This is a genomic window from Roseimaritima sediminicola, assembly GCF_009618275.1.
Classification (GTDB): Bacteria; Planctomycetota; Planctomycetia; order Pirellulales; family Pirellulaceae; genus Roseimaritima; species Roseimaritima sediminicola.
Genome location: NZ_WIAD01000043.1, coordinates 22,427 through 49,191, shown reverse-complemented (window position 1 = coordinate 49,191; position 26,765 = coordinate 22,427). Strand labels below are relative to the sequence as shown.

The following is a 26,765-nucleotide window of genomic DNA, read 5'->3' as shown; positions in this document are numbered from 1 at the left end:
TAGATACGAACTTTACCGCCGAAATTTGCTAGCTCTACATATAGGGGGCACGGTCGACGCCACTTTACAGACGGCTATGGAAGTCATCCGGGGAAGAGTCACTTCGTCGTACCGATACGAGCCGCATGCCACGAACATGAGGCGCCGAGAGAACGTCGCCACCACCACCGTTTCCGTGCGGGGTGCCGGGTCCGCGTGCACTGTCCCCGCGTGGTTGTGCGGGTCGTCCCCGCGTGGTTGTCGCCGCGTGGTTGGTTGGTGGGTGGCGCGTGCACTGTCCCCGTGCGATTGTGGTGACTTCGTCGTACCGATACGAGCCGCATGCTACGAACATGAGGTGCCGAGAGAACGTCCGCCACCACCACAGTTTCCGTTCGGGGTGCCGGGTCCGCGTGCACTGTCCCCACGTGGTTGGTTGGTGGGTGGCGCGTGCACTGTCCCCGTGCGGTTGATTAATCGTGCACTGTCCCCGTGTGGTTGTCGTGCGGGGTGCAGGGTCCGCGTGCACTGTCCCCGCGTGGTTGGTTGGTGGCTGGCCCGTGCACTGTCCCCGCGTGGTTGTTTTGGTTGGGGTTTGTGCGGGGTTGCGCGTGCACTGTCCCCGCGTGGTTGTTGGTTGGTGGGTTGCGCGTGCACTGTCCCCGTGTGGTTGGTTGCTGTCCCCGTGCGGTTGGTGTCTGGGGTGGGGAGGAGGTTAGTGGGGTGCGGGGGTTGCTTGCAGCATGGGTTGGGGTTTGGCTGAGGGTTCTGGACCGGCGGCTTGCCCGTCTTGGCTCGGCGGCTGCGCCTCGGCAACCGGCTCCGGGGGCTCGCGGAGGACCCGTAACACCCAGCGAATCGATGTGGGAGCGACGAAGGATAAACAACCGGTGATCATGATCACGCCGAACCCGATCAACCCCATCAACGAAGCGATGCCCAGATGCAGCGCCACCGCCCCGACCAATAACAGAGGCCGCAATAAGCGATTCCAAATCAAGAATGCAAAGCCGATTTCAAAAACCAGCGTGGCGGCTACCGAAAGATTCGAAAACCATTCCAGCTGCACGTCGCTGAAGCCGCCCAACCACCGCAAATCCAATAGCGCTAACTCGTAACCCAACAAGGACCGTAGCACCGCCGTCCCGTCCCACCAGGTTTCACCTTGCAGCTTCGCTAGCCCCGAACACAAGTAGATCACACACATGTGCAGCTGGATCAGCCGCAGCGATACATTGGCCGTCCACGAAGGCGGCGAGTCGTCCGGTGCGGCCCGCGACTGGGCGGCGATTGCGGTCGTCGAAGTTGCCGCCAATGTCGCTCTCCGCTTACCACGCCGCGCGAACCATCGGTCCAGTGAATACGCGCTGCCGCTGGGCCCGATCAACATGTACAGCAGCAGCATCGAAAGGATGGAATCCATTCCAAACCAAGCGACGTAACTGCGATGGACAAAACTGAGATGCCCGATGAGCACCAACAGATTCGCCGTTCGCGAGAAACATCCCACCGTCAAGCAGACTCCGGCCAACAGCAGCCCGACGTACAGCAGCGACGCTGCGGTGTCGCTGGTCGTGTAGTACCAAACCGATTGCCCCCACCAACGTCCTTCGCCACCGGCCTCGTCCGCAGCCGCCTCCGCGCTGATCTGCTGCAGCTCGGCGATCGCCTGCGCATCGACCCACGCGTGAGGACCAACCAAGTCACTGCGTTCGAGGAACGTGCTGCCATAGATGTACAGGACGACCAGCCCTACGCAGATTCGCATCAGGCCCAGCGTTGCAGGATCCACCGCGGTGAACCAAAAATCGCTCCAACCACTGACCAGGGTTCGCAACAGCTTCACAACGTAGTCCCACACCGGACGTGCCAGAATCTTCAAACGTCGCATCGACTCACCTCAGCTTTCCTCATGGACCAGTTCGAGCAAGTGCAACAGCGTCTCGGAGACTTCAGCCGAAGCGGTCGAGATCAGTTGTGGGTTCTGCTGAACCAGCCGCCGCACCGGTTCGGGAATCCCCAGTCGCTCCAGCTCCGCAGCCAACCGCTGCGGCGTCTGCTCTGCCGGCGGAACCTTCATCAACTCCGGTGCAATGTCATGACAAATCATGTCGCAAACCATGATCGGCGTTTCACAGTAGCGAGTTGCATCCGGGTCGATTGGTGAACCATCCGCGGAAAACGCTCCCAAATACATCGGCTGATACAGTCGCAAGTCCGTGTAGTCCCAGCCCTCGCGAATTTGATCCGGCATGATGTAAAGGTGTGCCACTCGATAGGCTTCGACACTCACTACCCTTCCGCCGCCGTCGCTCGTCTTCACCTCGCCGCCGGTATCCCGCTCGCCTCCTTTGGCGTCCCTCACCTCCCACGCGTCCGCGTTCTTTCCGGCGTCTCGAGCGATGCGCCGCGCGAACGATTGCAGACAGATCTGTGTGGCCGGGCGAATCGAGCCTTTGTCCGGGTCCTGGGGGTGAGGATAGGTATACGCGCCCATGTTGGCGACTGACAACATACGGGTATAAGCCAAAGGCGTGGCGAAGTCCTGGCGACGCGGAAACTCGACCCAGCGAACGCGACCGTCATCGTACGTAACACGGAACCACGCCACGAAGTTCGGCCCCGGGTTCGGGGCGAAGAACCGGTATCCGTTACGCAGAAAGAGCACCTCCAGATAAGGCCGGAAGGGTTCGTTCAGTTTGACCGCGGTATAGGGAGAGGTGTATTTACCGCTGCCCGAGGAAGTCACCGCGGTCAGCAGAGCGAACAGATGCAGAGCCACCACCAGACTGACGATCGCCTGCACTCGGCGTCCCGGTTTGCGCACCGAAGAAGCACTTTCGTCGTCCCGCCTGACCGGATCCTCAGCGGTCTCCGCCACGCGTGACGGAGTCGTTTTTGCCGAGGCGTCTGCTGTCGTTGTCATCGGTCGATGCTCCGAAAGGATCACAGTCGAGTAACCGCGGGGTCGATCGTCGTGCGAGCAAGGATTGAACTCGCCGGCGCCGCCCGCAGCACCGCTCGACACCCCGGGCCTCTCAGCCGCGAGACCGCCGAGCCGTTCCAGCCAGGAGTCACCCCTGGCGGCAAACAACCGGCCGCGCCCCACCGGGGCGCGGCCGTGGCCTCTAATGGTGGCCGTGGTGATGGCCGCCCCAGTGGCCGTGATGTCCACCGTGATGACCACCCCAGTGACCGCCCCAGTGACCGTGATGGCCATGGTGACCGTGATGGCCGTGATGGCCGTGATGGCCGTGATGGCCGTGATGGCCCCAGTGCCCACCCCAATGTCCGCCGCCATGGCCAAAGTGACCGTGATGACCGCCGTGGTGGCCACCGAAATGTCCATGGAACGAGCCGTGCCCGAAGTGCCCGATGAACGCACGAGTGGCGCCGCGGATTTTTTCCATGGTGTCGACCGTGGGATCCACCTTGCCGGCATGCTTGACCATCGCCAAGCTTTCATCGATCGTCTTCTTCAGCGATTCGCGTTGGTCGTCGTTCAGTCCCTCGAGCTTGTCGACCTCGCCAGCCAAATCCTCCAAGACGTCGCTTTCCCCGGCCAGCCGAGCGGCACGCACGGCCATCATAAAGCCCTGCACGTCTTGGTACTTGTCTTCGCCGACCTTCTCGGGATCGACGTCCAAGTCCGGCGTCATATCGCGGGCGGCACCGCCTAGTTTGGCAGCCATCGCGACCTTGCTGGCCAGCTCTTTATCGCCACCCGCATCGGCCGCCGCCTTGATTCGCTCCAGCGTCGCCTCGTCCTTGGTCTCGCCCGCAACCTTGGCGGCGGCCTGCAGCAGAGCGGACGAATCGATCGCGTAATGCGATCGATGCAGCACGCGTTCGCCCTCCTGCAACTGCAGGGCAACATCGGTCATCAGCGCCGCATTCAGATCCCGCCAAGCGACGGCCAACAGCGAGATATCGACATACTTGCGGAAAGCCGGGTCCTGCATCTCCGGCGGCAAAGCGTCCTCCGGTTCGGCCATGACCATCAATAGATCGGCCAACGTCATCTCGCTGACCTTGATCTCCTCGGCGGGTTTGCCCGGATCCGCTTCGGCCGCGTCCTCGGTCTGCGTCGCTCCTTTCTGTGACTGCGGTGAATCGTCCTGAGCCCGCAACAACGGCATGGCGGCCAGAGCTGCGACCAGCAGAAGCGGCACGCTGTAATGGTAGAATCGTTTCATATTCTCGGATCCTGTCAAAGGGTTTCGGTAAAGTCTCAACGAACGGGCCAACACGAGCGGCCTTGTAAGGGCGGGCCTTGAAAAGGCGAGCAGACCGGCGGTGTGCCAATGGGCTGCCGCCTTCCAACGTGGCGAGGCGCTTGCAGCGTCGAGAGATGCCGGAGGAGGACGAGCCGTCGAGGGCCAGAATCGAGAGTAGAGCCGCATGGTCGCAGGCTTTCGTAACGAGCGTCAGCGCCGCGAGTTCCTTCTCACTTCCCGAACCAGATCGCTGCGACGTTCCCTGCAGCGATATGCATGTCAAGCGAAAACGGCCGATGAACTGCAAGCGAAGTGTCGCACTTCGAGGCCCAGCCGCCGAAAACCGACCGCCCCGCTTTCACCGCGTCTTGCCTACCCCCGTTCAACATAGCGGGTCCCTCGCCCCCCGCCCAGCCTTGTGAGCCAAGATCGTCAAAAGAGACCGCGTGTGGCGAGCACCGGGCGACCACCACACCTGGTTCAACGCAGCGGCTCCGCCCAGCGGACGCAAAAAAGAAAAGAATTCGTGGCGGTCGCTCGGCGACCAATCCCGCTCCGCCGCGATCAGCGTGCTTCGGCCGTGGCGGCGGGCCGAGTGGCGATGCTGCCGAAGGCGGGTTGCTCGTAACTGCTGAACTCGGCCCACACCGGCTGATGGTCGCTGACCAATTTGGCCTGTTCGGGTGTCAGCTTCAGGTGCCGCACGAATTCCAACACGCCGGCCTCTCCGGTGAACTCACTGGTCGTCGCTCGGTCGACCAAAATGTGGTCGTAGACCTTGGTCCCGGCTGTATTGGTCGGCTGGTCGCCGGCAACCGATTCGATGCCATGGATCTGTCCGAGTTCGTACAGGTGGTCGCGGTCGACATTCAGGTCGCCCAGCAGAATAAAATCTTCCTCGCGGTGCCGGCTGTATTCGTACTGACGAACCGAACGATAAACATCATCCAGCACATTCAGTTCGTTCTCCGGGCCGTCGAAAGTCACTTCGTCGGGGTCGGTGTGGACGTTGATCAGCGTGAACCGGAAACCCTCGCGACCGCTGATCGGCGAGACGATGGTTTGAAACGTGGCCACCATCGGTTCGCGGTGCATGCGATCCTCGGGATCACTGACCAGATAAGCCGACTCGGGGACCAGCCGGATGCGCGTGGTATCCCAGACAAAGGCATACTGTTCGACATAGCTGGTGCGGCCAATCGGCCTGCTGGCAGTCCAGGCGTAGCGTCCGCCTTGGGCGTTGATCCGGTCGACCAGTTTCTGAACCGGTTTGGAGTCGGCCGACAGCACTTCCTGAATGGCGACCACATCGAACTGAGCCATCACGGTGGCCAACACCCCCATCACATTGACGTCGCTGGATTTGCTTTTGCCGAACTTTTGAATGTTGAAGCTGGCGATGCGAATCCGGTCGTTTAGTTTGCTGGTCCCGACCAACGACGGCTGGTCGCTGGGATAATCCTCGCCGGTGGCTGGAGGGGGAACGTCATCCAGGCGTGAGAAGTCGACGCCTTTGCCGACGCCGAATCCCAGCAGGGAGAGCAACCCGAGGATGGTCGCCCCGGGGCCGATAAAGCGAGTCCAGGGCAGCCGGGTTCGCGAACGTCTGCGTTTGCGTTTCCAGAACATCAAGCGGCCATTCCTCGGATCGCATCCAACGCCGAGAGGGCCAGTCGTGCCAGGCGGGGCACGCCCTCGCCAGCGGCTCGCCGCAGGGCTGCGGTCGCGTCGGCGGCGGCCGGACCGATCCGTCCCAGGGCTGCGGCCGCTTGTTCGCGGACGGCCAGAAACGGCGATTCGTCCAGCACTCGGGTGAGGGCTGCGGTGGCCGAAGCGGCCTCGGGCCCCAATCGCCGCAGCAGTTTGGCAGCCCAGTACGCGGATTCACCGTCGACGGCTTCGCCGGATCGCAGCGAATCGAGCAGGAGTTGGCTGAAACGCTCCGCGTCGGCCGCCGCGGGTGGGCCAGCCGTTTCCAGAGCTTCCGCGGCCCAGTTACGCACTTCGTCGTCGCGATCACCGGCGGCCAGCGTCAGGGCGAGCATCGCCGGGCGCAAATCCTGCCCGCCGATGGCCAGGGCGCGCGCGGCGGTCCGCCGCTGGGTTTCGTCGCTGCCGCCCAGGGCCTCGGCCCAGCGGCTGACTGATCGATCCATGATCCGCTCTCCCCATCCTTAGACACATTGCGAGGGGCACCGTAGAATCCATGCACCCGCTATCCTTGCTGTCCTTACAAAAAACGGTGCCTGAGATGCAACAGCAAACCGATTTCGCGATCATTCCCGACCGCGACGAGATTGAAAAACTGGATCGCGACATCCGCTTTTTCCCCTCGGCAACCACGGCTCCCCAGCGGCTTTCCCCGGCCGACATCACCGATTGGAACGAGACCGGTTACCTGGCACCGCTGGAGGCCTACGATGCGGCGACGGCCGACGAGGTCCGCGCGTACTTCGATGGGCTGTTGCAACAGACGCTCGGCGCGGGACGCGACAGTTATTCGATCAGCAGTGCGCATCTGAAACACCGCCGCGTCTGGGATCTGATGCAGCACCCGGCGATCGTGACCCCGGTCGCGGACCTGCTGGGCCCGAACGTGGTGGGCTGGGGGGCCCATTTCTTTTGCAAGCTGCCCGGCGATGGCAAACGCGTCGACTGGCACCAGGACTGCAGCTACTGGCCGCTGACGCCCACGAAAACCGTGACCGTCTGGCTGGCCATCGACGATGCCGATTCGGAGAACGGCTGTATGGAAGTGGTAACCGGTTCCCACACGAGTGGCTTGATCGAATTCGCCGAAAGTGATAAGCAATCAGACAACGTGCTGAACCAGAGCGTCGCGGACCCGGAGAAATACGGCCGGATTCAGGCCACGCCGCTGAAAGCCGGACAGTTTTCTATCCACAGCGATCTGTTGCTACACGGCTCGGCGGCCAACCGGTCGCAGCGGCGACGCTGCGGCCTGACGTTGCGCTACTGTCCTGCCGACGTCACCGCTCACCTGGGCTGGAACCAGAAAGGCGTGGTGGTTGCTGGTCAGGCCGATCCCGAGCGTTGGCCGGGAGCCAAACCGCCGCAAACCGACTGACGCCCCGTTTCCCCCTTCACCACCCGACCTTCAACCACCCGACCTTGATGAAACTCAGCGACTACTACCGGGATGGACGGCGCGGCTTGTCCTTCGAGTTGTTTCCGCCCAAAACGGCCGCCGGCCTGGAGTCCTTGTACGAACACGTCGATCGCTTGATGGCTTTCAAGCCCGACTACTTCACGTGCACCTACGGCGCCGGCGGGTCCACCCAGGGGCTGACCCTGGACGTGCTGAGCGAAGTCCGCCGCCGAACGCAATTGCCCGTCGCCTCGCACCTGACCTGCGTCGGCGCGACGACCGAACAGATCCGCCAGTTCCTGCAGGAAGCGGCCGACCGCGGCACCGATTTCATCGTGGCCCTGCGCGGCGACCCGCCCAAGGGCGAAACCAGCTTTCGGGCCGTCGAAGGGGGACTGCGGTACGCCAACGAACTGGTCGAACTGATCCGCTCGCTGCCCCACCCCTTCGGCATCGCCGTGGCCGGATACCCGGAAGTCCACCAGGAAGCCGTCGACGCGGCAACGGACCTGGACAACCTGAAACGCAAGGTGGATGCCGGGGCCGACATCATCATCACCCAGCTGTTCTACGACAACGACGACTTCTATCGCTTCCGCGACCAATGCCAACAGGCCGGCATCGAGGTGCCACTCATCCCGGGCTTGCTGCCGATCACCAACTTGGCGCAGGCCCAGCGGATCACCGCGATGTGCAAAGCCAAGCTGCCGCCGAAGCTGGTCCAGCGCTTAAGTGAACGCGACGACGCCACGTGGCAGTTCGACATCGGCGTCCAGCACGCGCGTCAACAGATGCTGGACCTGCTGGAAAACGGCGCCGCCGGCCTGCACCTGTACGTGCTGAATAAAAGTCAAGCCGCCGAGCGGATGCTGCAGGACTGCGAACTGGGCTCGGCGGTCTAGTCCGACTTCGGATTTGCGGCCTGGCAACCGTAGCGAAGTCGCCAGACTTTGGGCAGCGCCGCCGCGGAGGGTTGTGCCGTCCAGACTCTGGCGAGTTCAGCTACGGGCGGCGAGTTCAGCTACGGGGGCGTTCGGCTTACCGGCGGTAGGCGGCGCCGCGGGCTTCGAGCAATTCCACTTCGGCCACGGCCTGCTCCATCAGCCGGGTTTGCAAATCGCCCTGAACCTCCAGCGATTCCAGGGCCGCCAACAGATCCGCGCCGGCCGGACTCTGTTCCAGTTCCACGGCCTTGGCCTGTTCGCGAGCGGCTTGCCGAGCCAGTTCCAAGCGATCGCGGACCAACTGCGTCCGCTGGTAGCTCGCCTCCAGCTCCAGCATCGCCAGACGCACTTCGTCTTCGATCTGATCGCGTCGTGTCTGAGCCAGTTGGCGACATTGATTGCGGCGAGCACACACGTCCTGGCCTTCTTCGCCGCCGGCGGCGAACAGCGAACACTTGGTGGCCACCGCCGCCGCGATCCCCAAACCGGGCTGCAGGACGCCCATCAGCGAGCGCACCGCAGGCATCGTGTCGGCGCTGATCCGCGGGCACACCACCTCGATCGCTTGCAGGTCGTGACGATGGGCCCAGGCGTCCGAGAGGGCTTCGTCCAGCGGCAGCGGGTTGCCGGCTCCGGGCAGCGGATCGCTCAACCAGGCCTGCTCGGTCGCCGTCAGCGGTTGGCCGGTCAGCCGGGCCAGTCGCAGGCGCAGTTTGCGGATCGCCGTCGCCGCGTCCACGTGCCGCACCCCCAGTTCCAAACGCTGACGCCGCAGTTCGTTGGAGTTGCCATCGGGCAGCTCCAGTTCTTCGGCTTTCTCGGCCAAGCGAGTTAGCGTCTCGACGACTTCGATGGCGTCGGTCAACAGGTTGACCTGCTTCTCCAGGGCCACGATCCGGTAGTAGGCCGTCATCGCTTCGGCGGCGGCGCGGTTGCGATCGTGAGCGGCCAAGTGGGCCAGAACCATTTGCGTCAGACACGCCTGTTTCCGCTGGTCGTCTTTCTGGCGATCGTAGGCCGCCCCCACCGACCGGCTCTCCGCGGCCAAGGCGTTTGCGAGCGCCGCGTTCTGGGCGGCCCAGTGACGCACCGATTCCACGCTCCAGCCGGCGACCGACTCGGCCGGCGACGCGGCGTGCTGCTCACCGGGCTGGATCATCTCCACCGCCTCAAGCGACTCCGACTCGCCGGTTTCCGCCGAGTTGGTCGACTCGCCGGAAGCCCCCGACTGACTCGGCCGGTTCGGCTGACCCGGCTGACTCGACTGACCCGGCTGGTTCGCCGGCGCGACCGCGAGGAAGCGAGGTTGCTGGGCGGCAGCGTACGAAGCCCCTCCGATCCAAGCGAGCAGAACCATCCCGCAAACGACGTTGTTGGTTTTTCCGCGACTGAGCATCCGAATCCATCTTGCTCTAAAGCCTGGGGGGCGGCGTGCAGTGGAACGTCCCTGCATCCAGAAGCCGTTTCGCTGACCGTCCGGGTGAGCGGTCGATAAAGTTATCGAAGCATCTTCCGGTGGGCCTGCAGGATGCTTTCGCGTAGGGTAACAAAACGGTTTAGAGGGACTTTAACGCTGCCGCACCAGCACCTCGCTGGGAATCTGCAGCCGGGCGGCGGCGGGAGCGATGTTGTCGAGAAAACGCTGGGCATCGACCGGGTAGCCGGCCGTGGGCCGCAGATCCTCGCCGTGCTGGCGACGCCAGTAGGCATTGAAACATTCCATCAGCCGCTCGCGGGTGTACTTGGCGAACATCGAAGCCAGCGAGACGGGCGCAAACGCGTCACCTTTAACCGTGAACCGCCACTGCAGCGAGCGAGCGTCCTCGTCCAGTTGATAGTGACTTTCGCGAGCCGTTTCGGCCAGGATTTGCAGCTGGGCATCGGGCAGAAAATGCTGCAGCAGCCCTCCGTAATAGGCTCGTCCGCCGTGCCGGTCGGAATAGATATGGACCGCTTCGCCGGGGTAGGCTCGCAGGATCCTCACGACCAAGTCGGCCGTCGTTTCCGACAGCAGCTGGGCTTTATTGATGCCGCGTTGCAATTGACCATTGAAACACCGCGCCGCCAGGATCCGCTGGCGCACCTCCAACAGCTCCGCGCCCTCGCGTCGCCAAACCGGAAGCACCGCCGCGGCGATATCTTCGGCCGCTTTGCGGATCGGTTCGCCCCCTGGGAACGGACCATCGAGCGCCGCCCCGGCAAACCAGGGTTGATTGCGGAGCGCGGCGAGGTCGCCGGAACTGGTTCGCGCCAGCAGCTCCGCCAACGTGGCGGGCCGCCCGTGCGGATCGATCCACCGCGTGGCCGCCCACACGATTGTTTCCAGGGCGTTGAGTCCGCCGGAGCTGCCGGGCCGGTACACCTGTTTGGAGTCGGCGACGCTGACCGCGGGCAAGCCGGCCGGACAAACCGTTTCGCTCAAACCCGCCAGGGCGGCGACCCCCGCGGGTTCGGGCAGGCGCCACACGGTCGCCGCGACCACAAACGGCCCCAGCTTGGGACCATAACCGGCTTCGTCGGTTGCAATTAGTATCATCTCAATCCCGGAGCAAATCCCTGCATGAAGAATCAATTAAACTAACGCTCGACAACTGTTGTTCCTACCACCACCTGTACTTCCCGCCTTTTGAACTGGAGTCTTTATGTTTCCCGCATTGCTGTCCCTTCCCGCCCGCTGCCGCGGCCGATTCCGCGGGCTGGCGATCGTCACGGCCGGCTTGCTGATCGCTGGCACCGCAGATATTGCAATCGTCGCGGCGGCCGATTCCCAGCCGGCCGGGGGCGAGTACACGGTCGAGCCGGTCGAGGGCGGTGTAGAAATTCGCTTGGACGACCAGCCGGTCGCTCGCTACTGGGCCAGCCACACCGCCAAGCCGATCCTTTGGCCGCTTGTCGGCGTCAACGGCAAAGAGTTGACTCGTGGCTACCCGATGCGTGACGCCGCCCCCAGCGAGCGAGACGATCACGTTCACCACCGTTCGTTCTGGATGACCCATGGCGAAGTCAACGGCATCGATTTCTGGGCCGAAGGCGAAGGCCGGGGCACGATCAAGCCGCTGGGCGAAGCCAAAGCCGAGGGCGGAAGCACCGCCACCCTGGACGCCCGGCACCAGTGGGTGGGTCCTGATGGCAAGCGGGTTCTGACCGACCGCTGGCAGCTGACCTTTGACGGCAACGGCCAACAGCGCTGGATCGATTGCGTGTTCTCGCTGACTGCCAGCGAAGGCGACGTCGTGTTTGGCGACACCAAAGAGGGCAGCTTCGGCATCCGCGTCGCGGGCACGATGAAGGTGGACGCTGGCAAGGGCGGACGCATCCTGAACGCCGAAGGCCTGAAGAACAAAGCCGCCTGGGGCAAGCCCTCGCCCTGGGTCGATTACAGCGGACCGGTCGATGGCCAGCCCGCGGGACTGACCATCATGAACCATCCGACCAGCTACGGATATCCGGTTCGCTGGCACGTCCGCACCTACGGCCTGTTCGCCGCCAATCCCTTCGGCGTTTACCATTTCACCGGTGGCGAACCGACCGAGGGCAAGAAACTGTCCGCGGGCGATACCTGGACGCTGCGGTTCCGCGTCCTGCTGCATGACGGGCAAGCCACCGCGGAGACGCTGGAGCAAGCGTGGTCGCAGTACAGCGGCAAGTAACCGCCGCGTGACCGTCGATCTTGCTATGGGGATTCGCCCACGCACTTGCTAGGATGCGTCGCCGAGGCACGATTGGGTTGCCGCCCGCGGGGGGGCGGCTCGATCGCCGCGGCCTCGCTCACAGGACTAGTGGTGTGGTTTGCGCAGGAGGCGACAAGCAGATGGCGACGGTGATCAGGGATTCGGGCGAAGTGCCCGTTGTGGTGCATTCTCGGTTGGCGACTCCAATCGCGGAATTAACGTTCCTGCAGCGAGCACTGCTGTTCGCCGAACTCGCCATGATCTCCTACAACGATCAGCGCGAAGCGGCTGAGGCCGCCGCCGCGATCGGTTTTGCCGATGCGACCTTGTTCGACAACGATGGTTCGCAGGCCTATCGCTTTCGCAACGCGCACGACTGTGTGATCGCTTGCCGCGGGACCGAACCGCACGAATGGAATGACATCCAAGCCGATGTCGATGCCGCGTCGGTCCTGGCCGAAACCGTGGGCAAGGTCCATCGCGGGTTCAAGAAAGAGGTCGATGACCTGTGGCCCGAGCTGGAAACCGCGCTGACCGACAACGACCTGCCACTGTGGTTCTGCGGCCATTCCCTGGGCGGTGCGATGGCGACGATCTGTGCCGGCCGCTGCTTTCTGTCCCACATCGCCAGCAACCCCGAGGCCCTGTTTACCTACGGCAGCCCCCGCGTCGGGGATAATGCCTACGTCAATTACGTCGACCTGCCGCATTACCGCTGGGTCCACAACAACGACATCGTGACCCGGGTGCCGCCGTCCTGGATGGGATACCGCCACGCTGGCCGCGAAGTCTACGCCGACAGCCGCGGCCGCGTTCGCCAGCTCGACGCGGTCGGCAAACGCATCGATCGGTGGCGTGGCTTTTGGCGCTCGCTGCGGCGATTCCGAATCGACCACTTCAGCGACCACAGCATCCATGGCTACATCGCGGTGATCCGCAATGCCGTCCGGGAGGACAAGGAAGATGTCCGCCGCGGCGAAGCGCCAGCAGCCGCCAACGAACTGGCCATGCCCGAGCGCAGCCGAACCGCCAAAGCCGCCTAGCATCAGCCGCCCCATCAGCCGCCCCACCGATCAGCCGTCGACGCGTTAGCGTACGGTTCCGTTCCTTGCCGATTCATCACGATGGGTTGCGCCCACGAACCGTGGGCTAGTGCGTCAGCGCCTACGAACCGTGGGCTAGTGCCCAATGCCATCTACTTTCACCATCGCTTGCGATTGAAGCGTTAGCGGCGCGGCGCAAGCCGCCCGGTGTGTGAAGGTTCGCACCGCAAAACCGGACGGCTCGCGCCGTTCCGCTACAAAGGAAGTGGCATTGGGCGAGCGCGTCAGCGGCTGATATAGCCGCCCACTCATCAGCCGTCGACGCGCTAGCGTACGGTTCCGTTCCTTGCCGATTCATCACGATGGGTTGCGCCTACGAACCGTGGGCTAGTGCGTCAGCGCCTACGAACCGTGGGCTAGCGCCCAATGCCATCTACTTTCACCATCGCTTGCGATTGAAGCGTTAGCGGAGCGGCGCAAGCCGCCCGGTGTGTGAAGGTTCGCACCGCAAAACCGGACGGCTCGCGCCGTTCCGCTACAAAGGAAGTGGCATTGGGCGAGCGCGTCAGCGGCTGATATAGCCGCCCACCCATCAGCCTTCGATGCGCCGGCGGCTGATGAAGAGACCGCTCAGGGGCGGATCAGACGGGTTTCGATCGTGGTGAAAATGGCCTTGGCAACCTCGGTCTTGGAACCGGCTAGGCGCTCGAGCACGGTGCCCTGGCGGTCGAGCACTTCCACCTGATTGGTGTCTGCGTCGATCGCTTCGGGGCCGTTGCTGATCATCAAATCGCAGTGCTTGCGTTCCAGTTTTACGATCGCGCGAAAGTGGCGGTCTTCGGTTTCCAGGGCAAACCCCACGACCCACTGATCGGCGCGTTTGCGCTGGCCCAGCGTGGCGATCACGTCGGGCGTTTCAATCAGTTCCAACAGATAGGGTTGGCCGCTCTTGGAGATCTTCTGTAGCGCGATCTGCCGTGGCTGGTAGTCACACGGAGCGGCGGCGCCGATCGCGCCGTCGCAGTCTTCAAAGTGTTCGCAGGCCGCCTCGAGCATCTGGTCGGTGGTCAACACCGAAACGACTTTGGCCTCCGGCGGATACACGGTCTGGACCGGCCCGCTGACGACGACCACCTCGTGGCCGGCCTCGACGGCCGCCGCCGCCAGAGCAGCTCCCATCCGGCCGCTGGAACCGTTGGTCAAGTAACGAACCGGATCCAAGTACTGACGGGTCGGCCCGGAGGTAATCAGGATTCTTGCCACGCTAGTACTCAGGAGGTTCCAGGCTTTTGTCGGCCAACCACGTCATCCAGCAACGCATTCAGACGCTCGTTGTCGAATTTCATCATCGCTGCGGCCAAGGCAAACAGACGCTTCTCACTTTCGGTCAGCACACCGTCGGCAGCCATCATACGAATTAAATCTCCGAGCAACGCTTCCTGCTGGGCTGGATCGGTCGGCAGTTCCAGCGTCGGGGACTCGCTGAGGGCATACGCGACGGCTTCCTGAAGTTCCGCCTCGCCCATCCCCAATTCCACACACCGGTCGGTTAATAGCGCCACTTCGTCTTCGCCCAGTGTGCCATCGGCGACTGCCATGACGAGAATGTTTTTCAGTTGGGCCAGTGCATCCATCAGAACGGTTTCCTAAGGCATGAAGAAGGCGAAGCTGCGCGTCTCGGAAGGTTTTCAGGTCCTCGCCGCGAGTGTCGCGATGGATTGTAGCCCAGAAGGGCGGGAAATCGGATGGGCCTCGGAGCGACGAATGAAGAAAACCAAACGTCAAAACAAGCAAAACCGGCAACCTGGGCAAATAATTCTTCGGTTTTCCCCGTCGCCCCCCCTCGGCCGCAAGGCGTCTGGGATCACCGCGCCCCAACCCTGTGCTAGCAAACGACTTCCGGATCTAGGAAACCCGCCGACAGGGGTAAAAAACGGCCAAATAATCCATACAATCCGCACAAAAAGCACAAAATACCCGTTCTCGCTAGTTGACGCACCTTTTTCAACTAATAAACTCCCCCCAAACTAGCAACTGTTACTTCCCTTCCCGATTCCTGTTGGAGACAAGCAATGCGTTCGATCATGATCCTTGGGGTTTTCGCCATCGCCGCGATGGTAACCGCTTCCACCGCCGAAGCTGGTTGCTTTGGCAAACACAAGAGCAACAACTGCTGCCCGCAACCGGTTTGCTGCGAAGCACCGCAACCGGTCTGCTGCGAAGCTCCTGCTCCGGCTCCGGTTTGCTGCGAAGCACCGGCTCCCGCTCCGGTTCACCACGTAGCTCCGGTTTGCTGCCCCGAGCCCGTCTGCTGCCCCGAGCCCGTTTGCTGCCCCCAGCCTCGTAAGCGTTGCGGCCTGTTCGGCGGCAAGCGTCGTGGCGGACACGGTCACCACAGCCGTCGTGGTGGCGGTTGCTGCGGCTACTAAGCGTCTCGGACGCCCATGCACGTATCGATTCCGATACGAGCCGAATGCAAAGAAGCGAACGTCCTGGACGTTCGCTTTTTTTGTGCCCCTACCGAGCCGGTTGAGCGTCTTCGGCGTGCAGTGCCCGACCTTATCGATTTGGAGGCCACGCGCTAGAATGCGCCGACCTTCCGAAAACTCCAAGCCGATGCTCGCATGATCAACACCCTCTTCCTGCCCGAACTGCGCGAGATGCTCGAGCTGCAGCAGTCCGACGAGCTGCAAGAGTTTTGCGTGGCTTTGAACCCTGGCCGCACGGCCGAGTACATGGAAGGGTTAACGCCCTCCGAAGCTTGGCAGGTGTTGCGGCACGCCTCACCGACTCTGCGGGCGGAGATTTTCCAGTTCTTCGATCTGGATCACAAACTGACCATTCTCCGCGAAGAGGACTCGCAGCAGATCGCGGAGCTGTTGATTGAGATGCCGGCCGACGACCGCGTCGACCTGGTCCAGGAACTGGACGAACCGCGTGTGGCCCAGCTGCTGGCTTTGCTGCCCGCCAAAGACCGCCGCGACATCCGCCGCCTGCAGTCCTTCGCCGAAGGCACCGCCGGGGCGTTGATGACGACGGAAGTGGCGAAGCTGGACGAACGGCTGACGGTGCGCGAGGCCCTGGACGAGCTGAGTAAACAGGCCGAGCATCTGGAGACGATCTATTACATCTACGTGGTCGACGAAGCCGAGCGATTGCGGGGCATCGTTTCGGGCCGCCAGCTGGTTTCGGCGTTGGGACGAACCGACACTCGTCTGCAGGACTTGATGGAAACGGACGTCGTGGTCGTGGAAACCAGTGACGACCAGGAATGGGTGGCCGAGCTGGTCGAACGCTACAACATGTTGGCGATCCCGGTCGTCGATGAAGGGCGGCGTCTGCTGGGCATCATCACGCACGACGACGTGATCGACGTGGTGCGTGAGGAATTGACCGAGGACGCCCATCGCATCGCGGCGGTCGCGCCGCTGGAAGACGAGTACCTGCGGATCAACCTGCTGCGGCTGGGTTGGAAACGCGGCATTTGGCTGACCATTCTGTTTTTCGCCGCCTTGCTGACCGCCATCGCGCTGCGTCAGTACGATCAGGAACTGGAACAGTACACGTGGTTGGTTCTGTTCATCCCCTTGATCATCAGTTCCGGCGGCAACTCCGGAACCCAGTCGGCGACGCTGGTGATTACGGCGATGACCAGCGAACAGGTGCGGCCGGGCGACTGGCAAACGATCATGTGGCGGGAAGTGATCGTCGGCTTGCTGCTGGGCGGTTTTCTGGCCGCGATGGGCTGGGCGGTTTCGCTGGTTGTCGCCCCCGACCCGACCAGCGCCTTGGTCCTGCCGATAACCATCCTGGCGGTCGTGATGTCGGGTTGTTTGTGCGGCGCCACCTTGCCGCTGATGTTCAAACGACTGGGGCTCGACCCGGCGTTGATGAGCAATCCGTTCGTCGCGGGAATCGTCGACATCCTGGGGATCGTGATCTACTTCAACGTCGCCCGCCTGGTGATGGGCTGACCGCGGTGCCGTCTTTCCCTCCGCGAAAGCAGCCAAAACATCCAACCTTCACGGAGTAAGAGGCGACAAAGCGCCGCGAAAACAGCCGAAGCGACGACGGTTCGTCGTGGGCGAATCGCAGCGGCAATCCGAATTTGTTAATTTGTCTAGCATCGAAGATGACGCTAGAAAACGAATGCTTGATTCTAAGGCGATCATGGCACGTTCGAAACAGCAGAGAAAAGCCGCCAAGCATAAGGCCAAAGCAAAAGCGAAGGCGAAGGCGAAAGCAAAAGCAAAAGCAAAAGCAAAAGCGACGAGCCCCCGGCAAGCCGCCGGGGAAGGACGCATCGTGCGCAGCCGCGTCTCGCGGGTACGGCCCCGCCCTGGCGACGGAGAACCGGCCGAGGACGTGGCCGTTTTCGATGCCGCGCGGCTCAAGAGTCTCTCGCCTGAAATCGCCCAACAAGTCACCGCGGTGCGCGATGCCCTGGAGGCGGTTGCCGCGGGACGCGACGAACGAGCTCGTCAATGTTTGCAGTCGATTCCGCGGCGAAGCCTGCTCAGCGACTGGCGGTTGTTCATCACAGGCCTGATCGATTGGTACCATGACGCCCCGGAAAAGGCCGAGCAGAGTTGGCGGCGGCTGGACGCCCAGCGACGTCCGGCCCGGATCGCTGCGAACCTGCGACAATCGCAGCAGCTGCACCGCTCGGGCGGCGACGCCAAAGCGGCCGCGCCGGACGTGCGGATGATCTGGCGTCTGCGGTTCGAGCGGCCCGCACTGGCCGAAGCCTATCGAGAAACCGCCGACGCCGGCCCCATTCCAGAAAGCATCTCCGAGGATGATTGGATCGGCCCTGCCCAAGTCGATTGGTTACGGGTCTTCGCCACCGAGCAACGACGTTTTGAGCCGCACCTGGTCCAATCGCTGTGCGAGAATGCGTTGATTCGCATTTATCACCTGCCGTTTTCCGACGGCTTTGAACACATTACCAAACGACTCCCCGGCCCGGTACACGACCCGCAAAACCTGTGGCTGAAGTTCCTGTTCTACGCGCCGACACCTGACCATGAGAACCAAGCGGAACCGGCGGCCCTTAAGTATCTGCAATCGCTGGACCAGAACGACCAACTGTCCGCGAATGTCCGCGACGCTGTGAAATGCCAGGTCTACCTCGCGCTTGCCAATCATCGACGCGCTTCCCTGAACCCCTTGGCCCGCATCCTGCACAACGAGGGCCCTGAAGATCGCAGCGAAGTGAACCGCTACTACCAAGCGGCCTGCAAAGCCTACCCGGCGTCGTCCGAACCGCACCGTGAGTACGTCGGTTGGTTGCAGGAGTACGCCGACCCCGAACGCTTTCGCAAAGCGGACCGGCAGTGGTATGAGTCCCGGCTCGCCACCGCGATGGAAGCGTGGAGCAAAGGCGTCCCCGAAGAGATCACGCCCCGTCTGTGGCTGGTCGATCATTACTTCGACAAGGAAATGAATGAACTGGCGGTGCCGCATGTGAAGTGGCTTGCTGCCTCGCGACATCCCAACCCCAAAGTCCGGGCGATCGAATGGAAATGGAACCTCCTGGAATCGATGCGGCTTGCCCGCCGCAAAACCCGAGTCGCTCAGGCGCAAGAACATTTCGACAACGCGAAAAGCCTCTGGCCCGAGTGGGTTTGTCAGGAATGGGTCCCTTACCTGCAGGCTGCGCTGTCCCGCCGCGCCGGCGATCTCCCGTCCTTTGAAGCGCAGCGCAAGGAGGCCCGCGAGCAGCTGGGCGGAACGTCCCGTGAAGACCTGGCCGACGCCGTGATGGCGCTCGGGGCGATGCAGATGATGCGTTTGCCGGCAGCGGAGCTCAAAGCTTTCCGCGGTCCCGTCGATCAAGCGGCGAAGTCGGTCTCAACGCTCCCTACCGAACAACTGCTCGCCTGTGGCCGGTTTTTTCGTGACCTGCATCGCACGAACTCGTTGTATCCGGCCTATCGAATGCACGGCGCGAAGTTTGCCAACGAGCTGAAGAAACGGATCACCAATACCAGGAACCTTTTCTCCCGTTATCGCAAGCAGGACTGTTGGGCGGCCGTGGAATGGCTGGTTCACAAAAAGACTTTCTATACAAATTACCAATTCCGCTTACCGCCGGTGATCATGAGCAAGGCATCGCAGGCGCAAGTGATCTTCTGGCATTTCCAGACCCTGCTCAACACCAGCACCAACCCACGGCTTGTCGACCTCGAGCAAAGAGTTCAAATTCTGAAGCAGGCTGCGAGCGAGGAGAGCGATCCCTACTTGCGGCACGCCTACGCGGAGACTGCCGAGCGAGCCCTGCACGAACTGCGGCCGGAACCGCTGTTTGGCGAGTTTGCCGAAATGTTCTTTAACGCTTTTGCCGACGACGATGACGATGACGACGACGACGTTTTCTAAGACGCCGCGTTCTCATGTGTCGCTGCCCGCCCCGCTTGCCTGTTTCGCGTTTTCGTTCCGCTGTCCTGCGACCTTTCCGCCGTCTCACCATGAACGCTGCTCCACCCCAGAAAGCGAGTTGCCATCGTGTCTGAATCGCACTCCTCTGCGTCCGACCCGTTTGCTGTCTTGGGCCTGCCTGCCAACGCTTCCCTAGCGGATGTTCGCTCGCGTTATCTGGAACTGGTCCGACGGCACTCACCGGAATCGGACCCCGAACGTTTCCAGCAGATCCAACAGGCCTACAATGCCGCGTCGGACCCGATGACGATCGCCCGGCGATTGACGCAGCCCCCCGGAGACCCGCTACCTTGGAAAACGCTGCTGGATCAGGAGAAACAGAACCCGCCGCGGGTCCCGACCGAGGTGCTGCTCAGTCTGGGTAATCAAACCACTGGATCGCGTAATGAATGAACCACAGCCGCCGTCGTTCGGCTTGGTCGACGTCATCGAAGCCTTTACGGCGATGCGTCACGAGTTTCGAACCCAGTCGTCGGAGGATCGCAAGCTGGCCGACAAGTTGGCCGCGGCGACCGCGCAGATCAGCGAACTGGAGCAGGGGCTGCATCGCAGCGCCGCCCAGCTCTCCGCCGACATGTCCTCGGGAATCAGCGCCGACCGTGAAGCCCAGCGGCTGCAGCAGCGCCGTTTGTGCGAAACGTTGGCGGAGATTGATTTTCATCTGTCGCGGACCGTTCAGACCGCGGTCGACTCGCTGCGTCCTTCGGCCGAAGCCGATTCATCGTGGCGAGATCATCTCCGCCAACAGGTGGACCAGGAACTGCAGCGGTGCGGTGCGGTGCGTCGCTGGTTGCTGGGCGGGTGGCTACGCCGTTTCGCGACCTCCTGTCCTCCGCCTCCCGCTGTCGCGGACGCGGCCGTAGAAACGTCGACCGCCGCGCTGGAGATGCTGCTCCAGCGGGTCCAGCGTCTGGTCCGCGAGGCGGACGTCGAAAGGATTGACGTCCAGGGGGCTCCCTTCGATGGCAATTTGATGTCGGCGGTCGAATCGGTGGTATCCGACCGGGTTCCCGCCGGACACGTCGTCACTCAGCTCTGCCCGGCCTACCGTTGGCAGGGCGACGTCATCCGCTATGCGGAAGTCCATGTCTCTCGAAACTGAACGTTACCGGCCCGCGCACCGATCAACCTCGCCACTCGTAAACGAACACCATTATGGCAACTGACCAACCCTCCTCTCCCATCGTCGGTATCGACCTGGGAACCACCAACAGTGTGGTGGCAGCCGTCGTCCAAGGAAAACCCCAAGTCCTGACCGAGCAGGGCGCAGCGATTCTGCCCTCGGTCGTGGGCTTGGATCCCAGTGGCAAAACCCTGGTCGGAACCACGGCCAGAAATCAATTGGTTGCGTTCCCCCAGGCGACCATCGCGTCGATCAAACGCAAAATGGGATCGATGGACCCGGTCAAGCTGGCGGAGCAAGAATTCACGCCGCCGGAAATCAGTGCGATCATCCTCCGGCGACTTCGCGATCGAGCGTCCGCGGTCCTGGGCACCGAGATCACCCGCGCCGTGATCACCGTGCCCGCCTTCTTTGACGAGTCGCAGCGTCAGGCCACCAAGCATGCCGGCGAACTGGCGGGTTTGACCGTCGAACGGATCATCAACGAACCCACCGCCGCGACCCTGGTCTACCATGTCAATGACCAGCAGTGTCAACACGTGGCGGTCTACGATTTCGGCGGCGGCACGTTCGATGTTTCCATCGTGCGCATCGAAGAAGGCGTCATCGAAGTGCTCAGCAGTCGTGGCGATACGCATCTAGGCGGGGACGACCTCGACTCCCTGTTGGTCCAGCATGTCGCCGAAGCGTTTTACGACCAACACGAAGTGGACCTGCGTGCCGATCCCAGCACTCGGTGGCGTCTGATCAATGCTTGTGAAGCCGCCAAGTGCCGGTTGAGCAGCGAGGAATCGGTGACCATTGCCGAAGAGTTCATCGCCGAGAAGAACGGAAAACCGCTGAACCTGAAGGTCACCATTGACCGCAACGAATACGAAACCTTGATTGCGGAGAAGATCCAACGCACCGTGCAATGCGTTCACGAGGCGATTCAGGAGGCGGGCTTGAATGCCCACAACCTCGACGACTTGATCCTGGTCGGAGGTTCGACGCGAACCCCGATGGTCGAGCGGCGTTTGCGCGAAGAGTTCCAACTGGAACCCAGCCGCGCTGTCGACCCGGACCTGGCGGTGGCTCTGGGGGCGGCGGTTCAAGGTGCCATGATCGCCGGCGAAGGCGTCGACCGGGTGCTGATCGATGTGGTCACCCACACCCTGGGCATCGAAGCGCTCGACGGCGAATTTCTGGAACGACCACGCTTAATCGCTTCGCCGATCATTCACCGCGGCACCGCCCTGCCAGCCCGTTTCGAAGAGTCCTACTATGCGGTCCACGAAGATCAAGAGATCGTCAAGATCCACGTCTTGCAGGGCGAACACAAGGAGGTGGAACGCAACACCTCGCTGGGACACTTTACATTGCCACTGAAAAGCCCCAGCGGACACCGGGCCAAAATCCTGGTCCGCTTTGAACTGTCCCTCAGCGGCACCCTGAAGGTTACCGCCCAACAATCCGGCAACGACGATGTCCAGGAACTGACGATCGACAACGCGCTCAGCCGGTTCGACAGCGACCGAGGCGAAGAGGCCGCCCACAGACTGGAAGACCTGTTCACCAATGTCGAAGTCCTCACTGTGGACGACGAAGACCGCTCCGCTTTCCAGCTACAGGGCGGCGGGACCGAACCGCTCGCGGACATCGACGATGACTCGCCGCTGGCTCCCGCCCACCGAATGTTGCAGCGCGCCCAGCAGGCTGCCACCAAAGCCGAAGGAGAGGACGCCGAAGACTTGGCGGATCTGTGCGAACAGTTGCAGCAAGCGATTCGCAGTGAGGACCGTGCCGCCGCCGAGAAGCTTTGCGAAGAACTCGACGATGTCCTGTTCTATATCAACCAGTAACGGGCTCGACGCTTGTCATGAATGCCGCACCGTCCGCACCGCGCGAGCTACGCTGTCCGGCCTGCCGTGCGCGGCAGTCATACCGGCAGACGTGCCGTCGGTGCCGTGCCGATCTCGGCCTGCTGGTCGCAGCCCTACAGCGAGTCGACGTGCTGCAAGCGGAGATCGAACAAGCGCGGGCCGCCGGCGACCATGTCCGCCTGGCCGCGCACCTCGCCGAACTGGAATGGCTCGCCCCCAAATCCCTCCCACGCTAACGAAGTGGCATCGGCTTCCAGTCTGTGAAAGTAATCGTCTCCCAAAAGTCCCCCACAGGCTGGAAGCCTATGCCACTGCTGGAAGCCTATACCACTGCTGGAAGCCTATGCCACTGCTGGAAGCCTATGCCACAGGCTGGAAGCCTATGCCACTGGCTGGAAGCCTATGCCACTGGCTGGAAGCCTGTGGCACTGGTTAGGGGCGGACGAATCGCTTGCGCCAGGCCGCCGGCGTCATCCCGGTCACTTCGCGAAACCGCCGCGTCAGGTGACTCTGATCGGTAAACCCGACCTCCACGGCGATCTCGGCCAGGCTGCGCGAGGTGCTGGCCAGCAAACGCTGGGCTGCCTGCACGCGGACCGAACGCAGGTAATCGCTGGGACGCATGCGCAGCAGTTGTTGGAAGCGGCGGTTAAAATGAGTCGTGGAAAGCCCGGCCAGCTGGGCCATCGCCTGCATGGAAATCGATTCGTGGTAGTGCAGCTCGATGTACCGAGCCACCGGTAGCAGTTCTTGCAGGTACCGCGTCAGCTCCTCCTGGTGCTCGATTCGGTACATCGCGCCGGCGATCCCGACCACTTCGCCGTCGACGTCTTTCAGCGGCGACTTGGTGGAGACGTACCAACGCGGCACCGTACGTCGATGCGGAACCAACCAAACCTGACCGGGCAGAGGCTGGCCCGTCGCCATCACCCGGCGGTCTTCATCGATGTAGGCCTTGGCCAACAGAGGGGGATGGAAGTCGCGATCGGACTTGCCGATCGCTTCGGTTTCGTCGGTCAAACCATGGTTTTCCAGAAACTGCTGATTGACTTTGATAAACCGGCTGTCGCGATCCTTGGCGTAAAAATACGTCTGCGGCAGCCAATCAAACAGAGCAATGACCGATTCGGCCAGCACATGGCGAGCGAAGAAGGCGGCTTGAAACGCTCGTGGATCCGATTCGCTCATGGTCAAATCATACAAAAATGAGCCCCTGCCGTTCAAGATACACCGGACCGCCGGTGCTATGGTGAAGTTGTGACTATGAAACCAAATACAAAGGCTACAAAGCCCCTTGCTCCCACCCCGCCTCCTGCCTTGCTGACGTTGCGTTATCCATCAGGCCTACCTGGGGCGCTGTTGCTGCTGGGAACCTTGGCAAGCGTTGCTATGCTCGCCCGCCCGGCGACCGCGGCGGAACCGGCCGTGCAGGCTGGGGCTGACCTTCCCGGCCAAATTCGTTTCAACGAACACATCCGGCCGATCTTTACCGCGCACTGCACGGCATGCCATGGCGGAGTGAAACAGGCCGGCGATCTGTCGTTTGTGTATCGCGACAAGGTGTTGCCGCCCGACGGCTGGGTGGTCGAACCGGGAGCGCCCGACGAATCGGTACTGATCGAACGCATCACCTCCGACGATCCCGACACGATCATGCCGCCGCCGGACCATGGGGCTCCGCTGTCCGATCACGATATCGCCCTGATGACCAAATGGATCGAGCAGGGGGCCCGGTGGGTCGAGCACTGGGCGTACGAAGCACCGGTCGCGCCGCAGGTTCCCGACGTGGGCGCGACACAGTGGCCGCGCCAGCCGCTGGACCGTTTTGTTCTCAAACGTCTTCAGGAAGAAGGCATTCGGCCCGCCCCGGATGCTCCGCCCCAGCGGTGGCTGCGCCGGGTGCACCTGGACCTGGTCGGATTGCCTCCGGCGCCTGCCCAGGTCGAAGCCTTCCTGGCGGACGTTCAGCAGCGTGGCGAAGCGGCCTACGTCGCGGCGGTCGAAGACCTGCTGGATTCGCCGCATTTTGGCGAACGCTGGGCCAGCCCCTGGTTGGATCAGATCCGCTATGCCGACAGCAAGGGTCTGGGAGCGGACGGACGCCGCAACATCTGGAAGTATCGCGACTGGGTGATTTCGGCCCTGAACCGCGACATGCCCTACGACCAGTTCACCATCAAACAGATTGCCGGCGATCTGCTGCCGAACGCTTCGATCGAAGACCACGTGGCCACGGCCGTTCATCGGTTGAGTCAATCCAACGAAGAGGGCGGCACCGACGACGAAGAATTCCGAGTGGCCGCGGTGCTGGACCGGGTGAGCACCACGTGGCAGGCCTGGCAGGGCGTGACCTTTGGTTGCGTGCAGTGTCACAGCCATCCCTACGGCCCGTTTGAACACGACGAGTTCTACCGCTTCGCCGCGTTCTTCAACAACACGGCCGACAGCGATCTGAACGAAGAGTACCCGGTGGTGCAGGTGCCGCTCGACCGGAAAGACGACGAACAGGCCAGTCAGCTGGACCGGGAAATCGGCGAGCTGAAACACGGTATCTGGCAACAGGAGTACGCACTGCTGAGCGATGCTCAGGCCTGGACGCCGCTGACCGATCTGGAGGCGACCAGTTCCAACGCCACGCAGTTGCGCGTCGAGCGTGATGGAGCTCACGAGGAATTTTTCACCGAGGGCACGGTCAGCCGCAACACGGACATCACGTTGCGGGCTCCCCTGCCGGTTGCCGCGGCGACGGACTCAACGAGTGACGACCTCCAGCGTTTGACCGCCATTCGTGTGACAATTGAACCGCACGACGGCGAACAGGCGATGGCCGATTCGGAATGGGGGTTCTCGCTTTCGCACGTTACGGCGTCCCTGCTGGTGCCCGGCCAGGATGAACCCCAAGCCCTGGACATCGCGCGTCTGGTGATCGACGAACCGGAACCGTTCTTCGATCCTCAGGAGAGCTTGAATCCGAAGTCGAACCGCGGGTTTGCCGCCTACTCACGCATCCATTATCCACGCCAGGCGGCGTTGATTTTGAAGCAACCGGTCGAGGTGGCCGAAGGCACACGGCTGCGGGTCGTGCTGAAGCACCGCGTGTACCTGCTGGCCGCGTTCTCGTTGATCTCGCGGCGGGGACATCTGGCGGTCAGCGATGATCCGCGGTTTACCGAACTATTGAGCGACGAATCGCTGCGGCAACAGCGCGAGCGGTTGGCCCAGCGGCAAACCGAACGCTCGGCGATTCCCTCGACCGCGGTCCCCGTGCTGCGAGAACGCCCGGATCACCTGGCTCGGCCGATGCACGTCTTCGAACGCGGGTTGTTCTTGACCAAGGGGCCGGAAGTCACGCCCGGCGTGCCGGCTTCCCTGCCGCCCCTGCCGGACGACCTGCCCGCCAATCGGTTGGCGCTGGCCCACTGGATGGTCTCGCCGCAAAACCCGCTGACCGCTCGCGTGGCTGTGAACCGTTTCTGGGCGCAATTGTTCGGTATCGGCATCGTCGCGACCCAAGAGGACTTTGGTTCGTCGGGTGAACCGCCCTCGCACCCCGAACTGTTGGATTACTTGGCGCTGCGATTCCAGAACCACTTCGGCTGGAGCGTCAAGCGGCTGCTGCGGGAGCTGGTGCTGTCGAGCACCTACCGGCAGAGTTCGAAGGTTCGGCCCGAGCTGCAGGAGCGGGACGCCCAGAACCGAATGCTCGCCCGCGGACCGCGGCACCGTCTGCCTGCGGAAGTGATCCGCGATCAAGCGTTGGCCGTCGCGGGGCTGCTGAGCAGGAAGCCCTACGGACCGCCCGTTCATCCGCCGATTCCCTCGGGCGTGTGGCGTCCCTTCGTGGCCAGCGACAAATGGAATACGCCGGAGCGGGGCGAAGAAAACCGCTACCGACGTTCGATCTACACCTACACCAAACGCAGCATTCCCTATCCGATGTTCGCCGCCTTTGATGCGCCGTCGCGCGAATTCTTCGCGCCGCGGCGGCTGCGTTCCAATACGCCGCTGCAAGCCTTGATGACCCTGAACGATGCGACGTTCGTCGAGTGCGCGGTGAATCTGGCTCGGCGGATGCATCAGTCCGGCGACACCCTGGAAGCTCAGCTCACCTACGGATTCCAGCTGGTAACCTCTCGCTCGCCCCGCGACACAGAACTGGCCCTGTTGCTCGAGCTGTGTGCCGACACGGCCGCAGCCGCCGAACCCGACACTGCCGCCGAACCTGACACTGCCGCCGAACGCGACACTGCCGCCGAGCCCGACGCCGCGGCCGATGACGAGCCCCCGGCGATGACGGCCGAAGAACAAGGGCTGGTCCGCGCCGCCGGCGTGCTGCTGAACCTGGACGAATTCCTCACCAAATAAGCTGTCACTTC

The 26,765-nt window shown here is 62.7% G+C and carries 21 protein-coding genes and 1 CRISPR repeat array; of the genes, 11 read left to right on the top strand and 10 right to left on the bottom strand.

The annotated features are described in order from the left end of the window. Positions 1–390: 390 nt before the first annotated feature. A CRISPR array of direct repeats spans positions 391–654; the repeat unit is 25 nt; unit sequence CGTGCACTGTCCCCGCGTGGTTGTT. A 40-nt stretch (positions 655–694) separates the two neighbouring features. The 5 genes from GE027_RS17555 to GE027_RS17535 all read right to left on the bottom strand — a co-directional run bounded on the left by GE027_RS17555 (position 695) and on the right by GE027_RS17535 (position 6,352). Further along, positions 695–1,870 carry an HTTM domain-containing protein gene (locus GE027_RS17555; protein ID WP_153558524.1) on the bottom strand — a complete coding sequence of 392 codons (1,176 nt, stop codon included), beginning with the start codon at positions 1,868–1,870 and terminating at the stop codon, positions 695–697. A 9-nt stretch (positions 1,871–1,879) separates the two neighbouring features. Further along, complete coding sequence (locus GE027_RS17550; protein ID WP_153558523.1) at positions 1,880–2,905, bottom strand: hypothetical protein; 1,026 nt, start codon at positions 2,903–2,905, stop codon at positions 1,880–1,882. 202 nt (positions 2,906–3,107) lie between these two features. Beyond that, positions 3,108–4,175: a hypothetical protein gene (locus GE027_RS23125; RefSeq protein WP_202617452.1), complete on the bottom strand. Its 1,068-nt coding sequence runs from the start codon at positions 4,173–4,175 to the stop codon at positions 3,108–3,110. A 585-nt stretch (positions 4,176–4,760) separates the two neighbouring features. Next, complete coding sequence (locus GE027_RS17540; protein WP_153558522.1) at positions 4,761–5,825, bottom strand: endonuclease/exonuclease/phosphatase family protein; 1,065 nt, start codon at positions 5,823–5,825, stop codon at positions 4,761–4,763. After that, positions 5,825–6,352, bottom strand: coding sequence for a HEAT repeat domain-containing protein (locus tag GE027_RS17535; RefSeq protein ID WP_153558521.1), 528 nt, complete (start codon positions 6,350–6,352; stop codon positions 5,825–5,827). The genes GE027_RS17540 and GE027_RS17535 overlap by 1 nt, the downstream gene beginning before the upstream one ends. A 95-nt stretch (positions 6,353–6,447) precedes the next feature. On the opposite strand from GE027_RS17535, the gene GE027_RS17530 reads away from it, so the two are divergent. Continuing rightward, positions 6,448–7,284, top strand: a complete 837-nt coding sequence (locus GE027_RS17530; RefSeq protein WP_153558520.1) for a phytanoyl-CoA dioxygenase family protein — start codon at positions 6,448–6,450, stop codon at positions 7,282–7,284. Between the two features lie 47 nt (positions 7,285–7,331). Next, positions 7,332–8,207, top strand: coding sequence for a methylenetetrahydrofolate reductase [NAD(P)H] (metF, locus tag GE027_RS17525; RefSeq protein ID WP_153558519.1), 876 nt, complete (start codon positions 7,332–7,334; stop codon positions 8,205–8,207). A 136-nt stretch (positions 8,208–8,343) separates the two neighbouring features. On the opposite strand, the gene GE027_RS17520 is transcribed toward metF, so the two are convergent. Further along, positions 8,344–9,645: a TolC family protein gene (locus tag GE027_RS17520; RefSeq protein WP_153558518.1), complete on the bottom strand. Its 1,302-nt coding sequence runs from the start codon at positions 9,643–9,645 to the stop codon at positions 8,344–8,346. A gap of 171 nt (positions 9,646–9,816) precedes the next feature. After that, a complete protein-coding gene (locus tag GE027_RS17515) occupies positions 9,817–10,785 on the bottom strand; it encodes a hypothetical protein (protein WP_153558517.1) in 969 nt (322 codons plus the stop codon). A 106-nt stretch (positions 10,786–10,891) separates the two neighbouring features. Between GE027_RS17515 and GE027_RS17510 the strand changes: the two genes are divergently transcribed. Further along, entirely contained in the window at positions 10,892–11,899 is a 1,008-nt protein-coding gene (locus GE027_RS17510; RefSeq protein ID WP_153558516.1) for a DUF6807 domain-containing protein, read from the top strand. 134 nt (positions 11,900–12,033) lie between these two features. Then, entirely contained in the window at positions 12,034–12,963 is a 930-nt protein-coding gene (locus GE027_RS17505) for a lipase family protein (protein WP_237607618.1), read from the top strand. 630 nt (positions 12,964–13,593) lie between these two features. Here the strand turns inward: GE027_RS17505 and GE027_RS17500 are convergent. Both GE027_RS17500 and GE027_RS17495 read right to left on the bottom strand, forming a co-directional pair. After that, positions 13,594–14,226 (bottom strand): phosphopantothenoylcysteine decarboxylase, encoded by a 633-nt coding sequence (locus GE027_RS17500; RefSeq protein WP_237607617.1) that lies wholly within the window; start codon positions 14,224–14,226, stop codon positions 13,594–13,596. 8 nt (positions 14,227–14,234) lie between these two features. Continuing rightward, complete coding sequence (locus GE027_RS17495) at positions 14,235–14,597, bottom strand: tellurite resistance TerB family protein (RefSeq protein WP_153558514.1); 363 nt, start codon at positions 14,595–14,597, stop codon at positions 14,235–14,237. Between the two features lie 990 nt (positions 14,598–15,587). Here GE027_RS17495 and mgtE point away from each other — a divergent pair. The 6 genes from mgtE (at position 15,588) to GE027_RS17465 (ending at position 22,625) form a co-directional block, all read left to right on the top strand. Beyond that, the gene (mgtE, locus tag GE027_RS17490; protein WP_153558513.1) at positions 15,588–16,937 is read left to right on the top strand and encodes a magnesium transporter; all 1,350 of its coding nucleotides are present in this window, start codon (positions 15,588–15,590) and stop codon (positions 16,935–16,937) included. 331 nt (positions 16,938–17,268) lie between these two features. Further along, positions 17,269–19,344, top strand: a complete 2,076-nt coding sequence (locus GE027_RS17485; RefSeq protein WP_153558512.1) for a hypothetical protein — start codon at positions 17,269–17,271, stop codon at positions 19,342–19,344. Between the two features lie 126 nt (positions 19,345–19,470). Then, complete coding sequence (locus GE027_RS17480; RefSeq protein ID WP_162006783.1) at positions 19,471–19,797, top strand: J domain-containing protein; 327 nt, start codon at positions 19,471–19,473, stop codon at positions 19,795–19,797. Then, the gene (grpE, locus tag GE027_RS17475; protein ID WP_153558510.1) at positions 19,790–20,506 is read left to right on the top strand and encodes a nucleotide exchange factor GrpE; all 717 of its coding nucleotides are present in this window, start codon (positions 19,790–19,792) and stop codon (positions 20,504–20,506) included. The genes GE027_RS17480 and grpE overlap by 8 nt, the downstream gene beginning before the upstream one ends. Positions 20,507–20,559: 53 nt before the next feature. Then, positions 20,560–22,368 carry an Hsp70 family protein gene (locus tag GE027_RS17470; protein ID WP_153558509.1) on the top strand — a complete coding sequence of 603 codons (1,809 nt, stop codon included), beginning with the start codon at positions 20,560–20,562 and terminating at the stop codon, positions 22,366–22,368. Positions 22,369–22,385: 17 nt separating this feature from the next. Beyond that, positions 22,386–22,625 (top strand): hypothetical protein, encoded by a 240-nt coding sequence (locus tag GE027_RS17465; protein WP_153558508.1) that lies wholly within the window; start codon positions 22,386–22,388, stop codon positions 22,623–22,625. A 196-nt stretch (positions 22,626–22,821) separates the two neighbouring features. Here GE027_RS17465 and GE027_RS17460 read toward each other — a convergent pair whose 3' ends face one another. Beyond that, a complete protein-coding gene (locus GE027_RS17460; protein WP_153558507.1) occupies positions 22,822–23,577 on the bottom strand; it encodes an AraC family transcriptional regulator in 756 nt (251 codons plus the stop codon). A gap of 201 nt (positions 23,578–23,778) precedes the next feature. Between GE027_RS17460 and GE027_RS17455 the strand changes: the two genes are divergently transcribed. Then, positions 23,779–26,754 carry a PSD1 and planctomycete cytochrome C domain-containing protein gene (locus tag GE027_RS17455; RefSeq protein WP_153558506.1) on the top strand — a complete coding sequence of 992 codons (2,976 nt, stop codon included), beginning with the start codon at positions 23,779–23,781 and terminating at the stop codon, positions 26,752–26,754. Positions 26,755–26,765: the final 11 nt, after the last annotated feature.